General features: G+C 33.9%; 11 protein-coding genes. 6 read left to right on the top strand and 5 right to left on the bottom strand.

What is annotated here, in order from left to right:
* Positions 1-14: 14 nt before the first annotated feature.
* The 5 genes from ACEVFT_RS09980 to ACEVFT_RS09960 all read right to left on the bottom strand — a co-directional run bounded on the left by ACEVFT_RS09980 (position 15) and on the right by ACEVFT_RS09960 (position 4,252).
* Positions 15-728, bottom strand: coding sequence for a response regulator transcription factor (locus ACEVFT_RS09980; RefSeq protein WP_393949512.1), 714 nt, complete (start codon positions 726-728; stop codon positions 15-17).
* 32 nt (positions 729-760) lie between these two features.
* Positions 761-1,459, bottom strand: coding sequence for an ABC transporter permease (locus ACEVFT_RS09975; protein ID WP_393949510.1), 699 nt, complete (start codon positions 1,457-1,459; stop codon positions 761-763).
* Positions 1,460-1,476: 17 nt separating this feature from the next.
* Positions 1,477-2,349: an ABC transporter ATP-binding protein gene (locus ACEVFT_RS09970; protein ID WP_393949509.1), complete on the bottom strand. Its 873-nt coding sequence runs from the start codon at positions 2,347-2,349 to the stop codon at positions 1,477-1,479.
* Positions 2,350-2,510: 161 nt separating this feature from the next.
* On the bottom strand, positions 2,511-3,527 hold the full coding sequence (locus tag ACEVFT_RS09965; protein WP_393949508.1) for an ABC transporter permease: 1,017 nt from the start codon (positions 3,525-3,527) through the stop codon (positions 2,511-2,513).
* Complete coding sequence (locus ACEVFT_RS09960) at positions 3,524-4,252, bottom strand: ABC transporter ATP-binding protein (protein WP_205442209.1); 729 nt, start codon at positions 4,250-4,252, stop codon at positions 3,524-3,526. Before ACEVFT_RS09960 ends, ACEVFT_RS09965 begins: the two co-directional genes overlap by 4 nt.
* 1,096 nt (positions 4,253-5,348) lie before the next feature.
* Between ACEVFT_RS09960 and ACEVFT_RS09955 the strand changes: the two genes are divergently transcribed.
* The 6 genes from ACEVFT_RS09955 (at position 5,349) to lpdD (ending at position 12,990) form a co-directional block, all read left to right on the top strand.
* Positions 5,349-6,647: a helix-turn-helix domain-containing protein gene (locus ACEVFT_RS09955; RefSeq protein ID WP_393949505.1), complete on the top strand. Its 1,299-nt coding sequence runs from the start codon at positions 5,349-5,351 to the stop codon at positions 6,645-6,647.
* A gap of 691 nt (positions 6,648-7,338) precedes the next feature.
* Positions 7,339-8,511, top strand: a complete 1,173-nt coding sequence (locus ACEVFT_RS09950) for an amidohydrolase (protein WP_393949581.1) — start codon at positions 7,339-7,341, stop codon at positions 8,509-8,511.
* Positions 8,512-8,568: 57 nt separating this feature from the next.
* Entirely contained in the window at positions 8,569-9,786 is a 1,218-nt protein-coding gene (locus tag ACEVFT_RS09945; protein ID WP_393949503.1) for a hypothetical protein, read from the top strand.
* 765 nt (positions 9,787-10,551) lie between these two features.
* The gene (locus tag ACEVFT_RS09940) at positions 10,552-11,106 is read left to right on the top strand and encodes a UbiX family flavin prenyltransferase (RefSeq protein ID WP_393949501.1); all 555 of its coding nucleotides are present in this window, start codon (positions 10,552-10,554) and stop codon (positions 11,104-11,106) included.
* 52 nt (positions 11,107-11,158) lie between these two features.
* On the top strand, positions 11,159-12,523 hold the full coding sequence (locus ACEVFT_RS09935; protein ID WP_393949499.1) for a UbiD family decarboxylase: 1,365 nt from the start codon (positions 11,159-11,161) through the stop codon (positions 12,521-12,523).
* Between the two features lie 116 nt (positions 12,524-12,639).
* A complete protein-coding gene (gene lpdD / locus ACEVFT_RS09930) occupies positions 12,640-12,990 on the top strand; it encodes a prenylated flavin chaperone LpdD (RefSeq protein ID WP_393949497.1) in 351 nt (116 codons plus the stop codon).
* Positions 12,991-13,067 lie beyond the last annotated feature (77 nt).

Here is a 13,067-nt window from a genome sequence, read left to right as displayed (position 1 = left end):
TACATTTGTTTCTCCTATGAGTGATTGGGCGTACTGAATTTATAGCCAACTCCCCAAACTGTTTGAAGATAAAAAGGACTAGAAGGGTTGACTTCAATTTTTTCTCGTAGTCTTCTAATATAAACCGTAATTGTATTTTCATCTCCGTAGGTGTCATAACCCCAAACGGCATCAAGTAACTGACTTTTAGAGAAAACTTGATTTCTATTTTTAGCTAGAAAAAATAATAATTCAAACTCTTTTGCTGACAGGGGAATAGTTTTGCTATCACGTAAGAAAATATATTCCTGTTTATTTATGACCATATTATCTATGTGAATCACATCCATTCCTATCTGACCACCATTAGGATGAAGCCATCTATCCTGTTTTCGTAAATGAGCATTTATTCTTGCGACAAGTTCACTTAGAGAAAATGGTTTTGTCATATAATCATCTGCTCCAAATCCTAATCCCAGTACTTTATCAGTATCACTACCTCGAGCGCTTAAAATAAGAATCGCAACATTGCTATTTTCACGGATTTTACGGCATATTTCGATGCCATCACAATCAGGTAGAGAAAGATCAAGGATGATGAAATCAGGTTTAGACTCTTGTAGATAATGGAGCGCTTCATGACCTGTTCTTACAATATGTGAATCGAACTGATTAACACTTAAGTAGTCCTTTATAATATTAGCTATATCATTTTCGTCTTCAACAATTAAAACTTTGATATTCCTCATTAAAACTATCTCTCCTTATTAAGAAGTCTAAATCATTTTCTTCGATTGACTAGGAAAAAAAACAAAACAATGATAAAGGATGCATAAATTATAATCCATGCATATTGCCAGTAAAAAACGTTGGGTATAACTTCAATTTGATCGCCAACACTCATCATTTCTAATGAAAAATGAACAGGTGGAAGTAACCAAAGAAGCCCAGTTAGAATAGTATCTTTTAAAGTAGCGATTACGACAGAAATAATAAGGATGCAAATTACACCCCACCACGTATTTCGTCTATTTTTCACAAGTTCTCTAGTAAATAAAGAAGTGAGTGCAATGGCAAGTAACGATAAACTAAAATGAGACAAGAAACCTAGTAAAATATGTAATAGTTTGGGTTTCTCGAAAAATGCATCTATTAGGATTGGATACATGACAGAAACGCAGCTTAAGCTAAAGGCAATCAGCCCACAAATAATGAATATCCCTAAATTGTAGTCTATTTTTTTTTTCGTATGTAGGGTAGTAATCATTTTTTGTCCTTCATCTTCAGCATGAAATAATGTAACAGTAAACCAGCCCATTAAAAAAAAGAGCAAAAGCGATGTAAATGAATAACTATCTAATATTGGATTAGGGACAAAAGTATAATTAACGATAAGACATAGAATGAAGATTGTAAAAGGTGGAACGTATTGATAGGTTCTTAAATAATTTATAAATTGATAACGCAATAAACTGCTCATTTTTTCGATTCCTCCTTTCAAAAATGAGAAGAGAATTGTTCTTTTTTGTGGTGGACAGTAGCTAAATATTTAATAGAGGCATTTTGTTGTAATAATTTCAGTAAAATTTGATCTGAATCCTTTGCTGGAACAATCGTCACTATTTCATAATGTCCATTCACTAAAAGTTGATTTTGTTGAATCTCCATAGAAGGGATGATTTCATCGAGTAATGATAGGTTAGCAATCTCAAAAATTAATCGATGAGTTGGATTACTATCGAATTCCTTTGCTTGAATGATTGCATTCTCTTGAATAAGTAAAACGGAGTCTACAAGGTTTTCGAGTAATTTGGTTTCATGACAGGTTAAGATGATACTTAGTCCTTTGTTTCTAACTCTAGCTAGAATTTGTTCGAATTCATTTTGTGCCTTGGCATCAAGTCCTGACAATGGTTCATCCATTATCAGTAGATCAGTTTCTTCTAGCATCGCTTGCATAATCATCACCTTTTGCTTCATCCCTTTAGAAAAATGGACAATCCTTGTATTTCTTTCCTCTTTTAGCTGAAACATTTCAAGCAATTCTTCTATCTTCTGCAAAAGCTGCTTTTTAGCCATACCTCGTATACAGCCCATGTGATAAAGATATTCTTCAGGCGTAAATAAAATATGAGAAGGCGTTACTTCTGGTACATAGCCAATTTTTAAAGACGTTTTATGCTTCACAATGGTACCGCTGTCTGGTTTAATGAACGCTGCAATAATCTTGAGTAAAGTACTTTTTCCAGAACCATTTTTTCCGACGAGGGCAATGATTTGATTGGTAGCAATTGAAAATGATGCATTCTCTAAAATTTTTTTCCCGTTGTATTGTTTGCAGATGTTTTGTATTTCCAAAATAGTCGTCATCTTCACACACCTTTATTTTTCGGTTAATTCTTCACCATAAAATAATTATAATGAAAGTCGACCATTCACTTCAATTAAATTGGTTATATTTCCTGTTTTTAGTTATTTTAATTCCATAAAAAAAGCTCTGCTTTTCAAATAGCAGAACTTTTAAGGTTTGATTACAACGAACGATATTTTTTTAAACTGATAATATTTAACGTAATGAAAACAATGGCGAAACAAGCAAGAATGCTGAGATTCATTACAATATCAGGAAATGAATAACCTTTATACATAACGCCATTCAATGCGTCAGCAGCATAGTAAAGAGGCATGATGCGTCCAATATTTTGAAGCCATTCCGCCATACTATCGAGCGGAAAAATACCCGAAAAGAATACTTGAGGAACAATAACAAGTGGAATAAACTGCATCATTTGAAATTCTGAAGCAGCAAAGCTAGATAGCAATGCACCTAAGGATAACGATACAAGGGCAACCACCATATTAATGAGTAGGACAAGCCAGATGGAGCCTACATGGACAATATCTAGCACATAAATACCAAACAGGACGATAATAATCGTTTGCAGGAAGGCAAATAAACCATAACCGACCATATAGCCTGCTACAATTTCTGAGCGTTTAATAGGTGTCGCCAGTAAACGCTCCAATGTTCCTGAAGTACGCTCCTTTAATAGGGCAATGCCAGTAATTAAAAAGACAAAGAAGAACACGAAGAAACCAATGAGCATAGGACTAAATATATCAAAAATAGCCGTATCCTTATCACCATAAATATAGTCCGTTTCCATACTGCCTATAGAGGTTTGTGTTGGCTGTAAAACTTGTGCCAGTTGCATCGTTAATGCCTTTGCCTGAGAAGGGTCATCATTTAATAAAGTTAACTTACTATCATTTTGCTCTATTGCTAGCCAACCATCATACTCTTTATCCTGTAGCTGTTTCTTTGAAAAAGCATTGTCCTCGATAATAGTAAAATCAGTCTCTTTCAATTTGTCGATCAATGGGGCGGGCGCATTAGAGACCACAAGTGTGACAGAAGCCTCGTTACTATTGAAAATAAAATACATTAAGGACAAGACAAGAAGCGGGGCTAAAAATAATAAAGCAAGTGTCCGCTTATCTCGTTTCATTTGTTGGATGATTCTTGTGACGATAGCACCTATTCTCATTGAACGTCACCTCCAGCTTTTAAAAACACCTCATCAAAATCTTTTGCTTGATAATGATCTTTTAACTCTTGTGGTGTACCTTGTGCAATAATATGCCCACTTCTCAGCATGGCCAATTGATCACATCTTTCTGCTTCATCCATCGCATGCGTCGTCACTAATATCGTTTTTTGTTCTTGATCTTTTAAACGAATAAGTTCTTGCCAAATTTCCTTTTTTAAGACAGGATCAATTCCCACTGTCGGTTCATCCAAGATTAATAGTTTAGGATTCTGAATAAGGGCAATAGCAAGGGATAATCGACGTTTCATTCCTCCTGAATAATTTACCACTTTAAGTCGTAAGTCATCTGTTAAACGAACAAGGCTAGCAGCATAGGCAACTCTTTCTATTCGTTCCGCCTTCGATAATGAATAAAGCTTAGCGAAAAAATGTAGATTTTCTTCACCAGTTAAATCTGTATAAAGTGCATCTGATTGTGCCATATAGCCGATATCATTCAATAATTGCTGATGTGGAACATCCAAATCTAACACTTGAATAGTGCCATGATCAGGCTTTAGCATCCCCATAATCATTTTGATTAGCGTTGTTTTACCACAGCCTGACGGACCAAGTAAGCCCATTAGCTGTCCCTTAGGAATATCCAAAGAAAGGGGGGCAATAACTTGCTTTTGTTGAAATCGTTTTTCAAGAGATTTAATAGAGATTGCCTGGTTGCCCATATGGACCTCACTCCTTCACTGAACACAATGTTGATTTGATAAAAATTTTACGGTAGCATGTGAGCAAATACAATCAACAGTTTGCCAGCAAGTGTTAAGTAAATGGAGGGAAATATGTAAGCTTGCTGTTTTAGTCTATTATCATTAACAGTAAAAGATAGTGGTTATCAAAAAATCGCATCATACTTATATGAAATAAGGGGTATTTAGGGATTTTAATGACTAGAAAGTTTCCTGACCTAAAAAATTTTTTATGTTTTAATGATTGAAAGAGTATACGGATTTTTTGTGGCAGTATTCAGCACTCTCCATAAAGTGTTATGTGAATGGTGTTTATATGCGGATTTCTAAAAAATAATTCTGAAGGGGAGTCTTATCATAAATGGGGCAAGCGATTATGTTGTTTAGATTTATAATTTAGAGCTATGTAATGAATTGGGACTGACCCCAATATATAAGAAAAGGATAAAAAAGCATTATCCAACTAGTTGTCGGTACCGAACTGGCGACTGGTTGTTTAATTTCACATATATTCGGATCCGACAGAATATAGCGACTATCTAATCGCAACTTGGTCTGTAAAGGTACTTTTTATTAAACTGTCCATAAAATAGGGCTCAGCTCATACCTTCTTTAGCAACAGTTATACGTTCTTTCATTGCTCAAATTATAACCCAAATATTCCCTTTTAGTCATTTTATTGTATTAAATTCTTTAAGCTTGAATGCATTATAAAATTCTTATACTAATAAGAAATAAGCTACAATATTAGATAGAGGCATAAAAATTAAAGTTAATATTATAACGAACTTACTTATTTACTGTACCCAAAATTATTATAGAAGAATTAGCTATATTTTTAAAATGTATGCTATGGTAACAAATATTTAGTTAATATATCTCCTTGTTTCTCTAAGTAAGAAATGATTCTACTAGAAGAATATATTATTTATGATTAGTTAAAATATAGATATTCATAAGATACAAAAATATTGATATAAGCTCTTTTTCAGTAGAACTTAGCAGGAACAGGATTGTTTAGGATATGTAGATTTTTTATATAATGCAATTCTATATTGAGGGAGTAGAATATAAAATGTATAAAATAGGATTAGTTGGTTTAAGTTCTTCTATTAAACAGGTTTTGGATTTGGCAGATGAATACAAAGATGATTTCGAGTTCATCCCATTTCACTATATAAGAACTGAAGAAGTAGAGAATATTATACAAGAAAATAAATCTAGTGTGCATGCATGGCTGTTTACTGGTCCACTGCCATATGAAATTGTAAAGAAAAAGGTACAAACAGATCAAATAATGGTTTATGTTCCTGCGACGGAATCAGGTCTTTATAAATCTTTTATAGAAATGATTTATCAACAGGGAAAAGTTATTGAAAAATTAAGCATCGATACAATGTTTTCTAACAATATTAGTGAGGAAGCTTGGTCACAGGTAAATATGAAGCCTCTAGAGATATATACGAAGATGTTTGATCTAAATGTTGATACGAATGAATTGCTGAGTTTTCATTTTCAATTATGGAAAGAGGGAAAAATAGAAGGTGTTTTAACTTGTTTTCCATCAGTGTGTGAAGCTTTAAGGAAGAAAGGAGTACCAGCCTATCGCATGTCGATGAGCAGAATGGAAATACAACAAACGCTTCGAATTCTTTCTGAAAAAGTAAAAGGAGCCTATTTTAAAGATACACAAATTGGTGTTGAAATAATTGAAATTGAATACTTTAATAGAGTAGCAGAGGAAATGAAAACCCCTTATCATTTGCAGTATTTAGAACTACGCTTAAAAGCGATGGTCATTCAACTAGGTGAAAAAATAAATGGTTCTGTATCAGAAAAAGGCAACGGAAGATATATGATTTATAGCTCACGTGGAGCCATTGAACGTGAGATTATGTCACTTGAAGATACTGTTCAAAATTTGGCTTTTGAGGCAGATACTACTGTTGCGGTTGGAATTGGTTTTGGTGAAACAGCCTATTCAGCAGAGATCAATGCATTAAGAGCTATTAAATTGTCAAAAGAGATGAAAAATCGCGAAACTGTGATTGTCCAGGATGATGGTAAAATTATAGAATCTCCAGGGAAAAAACAGGAACTACAATATGCTAGCCGTTCCCAAAATGAAATCTTAATTGAAAAATTAAAAAATGGAAATATAAGTGTGAAAACATATAAAAAATTAATAGCCCTTATAGAAAAAATGGGATGGAGTAGTTTTACAACTAAAGATATAGCGACATATCTTGAAATGACAGAGCGAAATGTTCGACGCATAGTAACAGATATGTGTGAAGTTGGTTTGGCTCAATGTATTGGTTCAGAAGCCCCTGCTACTCGTGGTAGACCAAGTAAAATTTATAAATTATTATAAGCACCTGAATATATGGAGGGTATACCAAGAGGCGAATAAATAGATATTGTTTTCTGTATACTATTCTGTAAGGTTCCCAGCATTACGTCAAAAGACATAAAGATGCTTTTTACATCAAAGTGCTTTGTTGCACTGTATAAGCATTGAAGCGGATTTAATAAATAACCTGGGTTTAAAGGGAAAATAAAAATGAACGAAAAAGACGGCTTAGATTCCTATTAATTGGATATATAAGTCGTTTTTCTATCTGCAAAATAATTTTGTGTTTGCTATTACTTCTTCAATATCAATATTATTATAAAATAAGGCATGGCACCTTGTAGCTTTTTACCAACAATATAGAAAAATCACTGAAAGGTCGTATAATAGGGAAAAATAAATGCTCATTTTGATCAAAATGCGCGTTTCAGACTGTAGACAAAAGCCATCGAGAAGATCTCTCTCGATGGCTTTTGTCTAGTTTTGAAACATCTAATTAGATGGTGATTTTGATTTAAAACATTTTTATAGCACTTTATTATCAAATTCTTCTCAAGTGTAATAGAAAAAATACATATTTCAAAATTTTTAAAAAATATATTGAAATTAATGAGATGACAAACTATACTTCATTTAAGGATTTTTTTCCTTATATAATCCTAAAATAGGGTTATTAATAAAAAAGGAGTTGGAGTATGTGTCTCAAAAAGGAATGATACATCATTTAATCGGTGATGTTAAAGACCAAGTAATTGAATGGAGAAGACATTTTCATAGATATCCGGAGCTTTCTTTCCAAGAAGAAAAAACGGCTCAATTTGTTTATGAAACACTTCTGAATTTCGGTAATTTAGAAGTTTCACGTCCTACAAAAACAAGTGTGATGGCTCGATTAATTGGATCAGAGGTAGGAAAAGTGATTGCATTGCGAGCAGATATGGATGCGCTTCCAATTTATGAAGAGAATAATTTTGACTTTGTTTCACAAAATTCAGGTGTTATGCATGCTTGTGGACATGATGGGCATACAGCAATGTTACTTGGAGTTGCAAAGACCCTAACACAGCTTAAGAATCAAATTAAAGGGGAAGTGCGTTTTTTATTCCAACATGCTGAAGAGTTATTCCCAGGTGGCGCACAAGAAATGGTAGAAGCAGGCGTACTAGAAGGTGTAGATAAAGTGATTGGAATGCATCTATCGTCTACAGTGGAAATTGGTAAAATTGGGCTTTGCCATGGGCCAGCCACATCATCAAGTGACACTTTTGATATTAAAATTAAAGGGAAAGGGGGACACTCTTCTGAACCTCATCTAACTATTGATCCCATTGCCATAGGTTCACAGGTAGTAAGCAACATTCAACATATCGTTTCGAGAAATTGTGATCCGCTTGAAAAACTTGTAATATCTATAACAAAATTCCATAGCGGAACTGCCCATAACGTGATTCCTGATACAGCTATTATTGGTGGATCAGTACGAAATCTTAACCCTGAGCTTCGTCTACAAGTTCCAAATTTAGTTGAACAGATTGTTAAAGGAGTTACGGAGGCACATAATGCAACGTTTGAAATGAAATATAACTTTGGATACAGTTCGGTTATTAATGATGATAGTGTAACAGCAGTAATTGAAAAAACAATATTGGAAGTATGGGGAGAGGAGACATTACTAAGGCTACCAGCACTTATGAGCGGTGAGGACTTTTCAGCGTTTTCAAACGAAATACCAGGTTGCTTCATATTCGTTGGTGCAGGGAATCAGAAAAAGGGGATTGTTTATCCGCACCATCATCCAAGGTTTACTATTGACGAAGATGCTTTAGCAATTGGTGTGGAGCTATTTGTTCAATCAGCTTTTAAATTGTTAGGAAAATCAGTCTGAGAGAAAGCGGGTCATTATTTAGTCTATCTAAAATAAAAAACAAGGGGTGTAAAGAAAATGATACATGAACCAGTTGTAGCAGCTATGATTATCTTGGGATTAATCGCTTTAGGGGAAATTATTTCTATAGTTACAAAAGCAAGAGTTTCAATGTTTTTAGTTGCTTTAATGGGTTATCTTATCCTAGTTTGGACGGGAATTTTACCAAAGACTTTAATTGGTGATTCTAATTTTATTGAAATTGGTATTGTATTGGGAACTGCCCCTATTATCATCCATATGGGTACCCTCATTCCTTTCAAAGCTATTCGTAGTCAGTGGAGAGCTGTTGGAATCTCTTTAATGGGAATTATTTTCAGTGCAGGTTTTATTCTTCTTATCATTTCGGTTGTTTATGATTATCAAACGGCTATTGCAGGTGCCGGTCCACTTACAGGAGGGATGATTGCTTTTCTAGTGACTTCACAAGGATTGAAGGAAGTAGGTTTAACTGGCCTAGTTACGGTATCAGCATTAATTTTGTCACTACAATCACTATTTGGTATGCCTATTACTGCAAATTTATTACGAAGATATGTATTAAAGTTCCGAAATGTAGTAGATGTTGAAAATTATACAGCTGCTGCAATAGAAGCAGATACACCAAATGTTTTGGGAAAAGAAAAGCTAGATATTATTAATATAGACAAAGTCGAGGAAAAAAACAATTCTTGGATTCCTGAAAAATACCAAACTAATCTTATCCTACTTTTTCAGTTATTTATTGGAGGAGCGATTGCTGTCGTTCTAGATAAATATACTGGTATACCATATAGTTTATGGGCTCTAGCACTGGGATTTGGCGGGAGAATGATTGGATTTTATCCAGACCATGTTATGGAACGTGCTAATGCTTTCACCGTTGGAATGGCGGGACTCGTATTTTTAATTATTGCAACTATGAATGACATCACATTTGAAATGTTTATTAGCTATCTTCCTGAAACATTCTTGATTATATTTATTGGAATTATTGGTCTCTTGATTGGAGGTTTTATAGGTTCAAAATTGTTTAAATGGGATCCTTTAAAAGGTATTCCTGTTGCATTGACAGCATTAGGTGGTTTCCCTGGTGATTACATTGTCTGTGAAGAGATTAGTAGAAGTTTAGGTAGAAATAAAGAGGAAGAAAAAAAGATACTAGATGAAATCTTAACTCCTATGTTAATTGGTGGCTTTACAACAGTAACTGTAGGATCTGTCGTCATTGCAAGCATTTTAATTAAAACATTATAGCTATATTTTAAGATTCCTATATTAAGAAATATATGTGCAGAGATTATAAGAATTTTTATTTTTTGTAGTCCGTGGTGGTACAGTTTGTGATTGGAATTATACAACTGTAAAACGAATTTTTAGGAAATCAATTTTAGGCTCCGCCGCTAAAAATAATTTTTAAGTGATGTTATTCTATTTAAAAATGTGAAGTGAAGAAAAGCGTTCATTGTGATGGAAGATAAGATGACAAATTATGAAATTAATATGGATCGCTTAAAGAAAAATTTATTGGAAGTTGGTCAGATTGCTAATAGGGGGAGAAAGTATATATACGTATTGCTTATTCTAAGGAGGAAAAGACAATCACTAAATGGTTAGAGAAAAAAATGGGTTAAATTTCACATGGGAAGATGTCTTTTCAGCACAAAAAAAGCAAACTTAGGAGACGGGCTTTCCAATCTAATTTATCCTACTGTTGGAGCATTGATAGCTTTTATAGCATTTCAAAGATTCCATTTAATAAATGGTTAAAATTCATCATACTCGTATGTGTGTTTAATTTAGACTACGTCTATAGTTTTCATTAAGGATGCGGTAGTCATTGATTATAAATCTGAGTTTGCCTATTTGTTTACTAAAAAATAGTTGTAGTTTTTTTAGAAAATGTACCTAAATAACTCAAGTAGTACTAAAAATAATTTTCTAATATTTAGTGATAAACAAAGCGTATTTCAGTTTTAAATTCTTTTAGTATTCAAAGAGATAAAGAGATGAGGGGTAACAATGAAAATAATTTTAGGGATTTCTGGTGCGACTGGTTCTATTTACGGTATAAGGTTGCTTGAGGCGTTGAAGAGAGCGAAGGTAGAAACACACTTAATCATAAGTAAGTGGGCTGAGGCAACAATCAAACTAGAAACAGACTACTCGCTTGAGGAAGTTAAAGGTCTCGCATCTTATACTTACTCTAATTCAAATCAAGCCGCACTAATTTCGAGCGGATCCTTTATTACAGATGGAATGATTGTTGCACCATGCAGTATGAAATCTATTGCATCCATACGATATGGATTAGCTGATAACTTATTAACGAGAGCTGCTGATGTAATCTTAAAAGAAAAAAGAAAACTAATTTTAATGCCTCGTGAATCACCATTAAATCAAATACATTTAGAAAATATGCTGGCTCTTGCCCAAATGGGAGTTTCTATTAGCCCTCCAATGCCTGCTTTTTATAATAAACCAGATACATTGGATGATATTGTAAATCATACAATTACACGCATACTAGATCAGCTAGAAATTGAAAGTAATTTATCTAAGCGTTGGCTGCAATAGAGTCCCTATGAATAAATTAATTGTAACGACGAAATAGAGGAGGAGTATTAAATTGAATAGTGTAGGACAGGACATGCGAGATGCACTTCAATCATTAGAAAAAACAGGAAGGGTAACAAAAGTAAAAGGACAAGTTGATGTGAATTTTGAGCTAGCAGCAGTTTTAGCACAATGCCCTAATCGTTCTGCTGTGATTTTTGAAAATATTAAAGACCATACTATAAAAGTAATTGGTAACTTGGTAGATCGTAAAAATTTTGCGATAGCATGCGGAATCGATCAAACGTTAGAGGCCTCATTAAACTATATAAAAAATGGTATTGAAAATCCAATTGCACCAGTATTAGTAGAGAACGCACCTTGTCGTGAGGTGATTAAAAAAGAAAATATAGACATTCTTAAAGATATACCTATTACAACGTTTTTTGAAAAAGAGGCGGGGCATTATATAACAGCAGGTATTGTCGTAGCAAAGGACCCTGAAACAGGCAAAAAAAATGTCTCAATGAATCGTCTACTTATTCTAGGTCCAAATAAATTAATGATAGGTATGTCACCGAGTCATCATTTGCATCAGTTATTAGAAAAATCCCGAATTCTGGGAAAAACACTTGAAGTAGCTATATCTATTGGTAATCATCCAGCAGTTTTGGTTGCTGCAAACGCATATGTTACTTTAGGTTTTGACGAATTTGAAATTGCTGGTGGTATGTTGAACGAGCCGTTACAACTATCACCAGGTGTAACCGTTGACGTTGAGGTTCCAAAAGGGTCAGAAGTTGTAATAGAAGCTGAATTTATTCCAGATGAACTACATCAAGAAGGATTAGTATCTGAGTTTCATGGTATGTATGTCGATTATGGAAAAAGTCCTGTTCTAAACGTTAAAGCAATAACTCATCGTCACAATCCTTATTACCAGGTTATCTTACCTGGGAAATACCATGAACATTTTCTAATCGGAGCAATGGCAATTGAAACAACATCATTTCTTAAGATAAAAGAAGCTGTACCCAGTATAAAAGAAGCCATTATTACGGAAGGTGGAATGGGTCGTTGTCACCTAGTAATATCACTTTCAAATCCGAAACCAGGCGAGGGACAAAAAGCAGTTTTTGCAGCCTTTGCACATTGTAATTTGATTAAACAAGTCATTGTTGTGAATGATGATATTAACATCCATGATCCAGTAGATGTAGAATGGGCTATTGCTGCAAGAATGAAAGCACATAGAGATATTTTTATGGTATCAGGAGTTCGAACTGATCGAGCAGATGCAGTAGTAGAAGATGGGACTGTCACAAAAATAGGAATTATTGCGTTGCGTGAAGAAACTGCACTACCGAAAGCAGAAATACCAAGCGAGGTTATGACAAAAGTTAAATTAAAATGGGATAGTTATGAGGTAGAACTGTAAAAATGAATCTTAAGATCTTTAGAAATAGATTCATAATGGTAGAAAGGTATTTATGAAATCATTGTAGGAGATTTCAGTAACTATATTTTCAGAAGAAGTTAAGGGTATGTTATAGAATGCTACATTTAGAAAAACATCAAGGAAGAATTCATATTATTTTAGATGCTTATAAAATGGGAGACGATCTGGTGGTTATGATTTCAGGAGGAGATCGACCACACTTAGGAACGATTACTGCTGGAGCACGCCTTGAACCCATACAGACTATTCAACTTCAAAATCATAAGGAGTTTTATATAACTGAAGAGATAGCTATTCGGCTCAGAAAGGAGTTTCCAGGTAATTTTTCTATCTGCTGTGGAACCCATTTAGAAAGGATTACTAAAGAGGAAGTTAAATTGCTTACAGATTTAAGCGTCGAGCTAGGAATAGAATTAATCAATGAAATAAAGAAAGGTTACTTTTAATATTACCATACTACGCACTGACATAATAATTTAAGATAAACAAAAAACACCTTTCGTTGGATAACAGGTATTGAACA

The organism is Lysinibacillus sp. PWR01, from assembly GCF_043359455.1.
GTDB classification, from domain to species: domain Bacteria; phylum Bacillota; class Bacilli; order Bacillales_A; family Planococcaceae; genus Lysinibacillus; species Lysinibacillus fusiformis_F.
Note: the sequence above shows the minus strand (reverse complement) of the source record. Positions and strands in the feature narration are given on the sequence as shown.

Bases quoted from the DNA above. Each gene is read 5' to 3' on its own strand.
- ACEVFT_RS09980 (WP_393949512.1), bottom strand. From the start codon at position 728: ATGAGGAATATCAAAGTTTTAATTGTTGAAGACGAAAATGATATAGCT.
- ACEVFT_RS09975 (WP_393949510.1), bottom strand. From the start codon at position 1,459: ATGAGCAGTTTATTGCGTTATCAATTTATAAATTATTTAAGAACCTAT.
- ACEVFT_RS09970 (WP_393949509.1), bottom strand. From the start codon at position 2,349: ATGACGACTATTTTGGAAATACAAAACATCTGCAAACAATACAACGGG.
- ACEVFT_RS09965 (WP_393949508.1), bottom strand. From the start codon at position 3,527: ATGAGAATAGGTGCTATCGTCACAAGAATCATCCAACAAATGAAACGA.
- ACEVFT_RS09960 (WP_205442209.1), bottom strand. From the start codon at position 4,252: ATGGGCAACCAGGCAATCTCTATTAAATCTCTTGAAAAACGATTTCAA.
- ACEVFT_RS09955 (WP_393949505.1), top strand. From the start codon at position 5,349: ATGTATAAAATAGGATTAGTTGGTTTAAGTTCTTCTATTAAACAGGTT.
- ACEVFT_RS09950 (WP_393949581.1), top strand. From the start codon at position 7,339: ATGATACATCATTTAATCGGTGATGTTAAAGACCAAGTAATTGAATGG.
- ACEVFT_RS09945 (WP_393949503.1), top strand. From the start codon at position 8,569: ATGATACATGAACCAGTTGTAGCAGCTATGATTATCTTGGGATTAATC.
- ACEVFT_RS09940 (WP_393949501.1), top strand. From the start codon at position 10,552: ATGAAAATAATTTTAGGGATTTCTGGTGCGACTGGTTCTATTTACGGT.
- lpdD (WP_393949497.1), top strand. From the start codon at position 12,640: ATGCTACATTTAGAAAAACATCAAGGAAGAATTCATATTATTTTAGAT.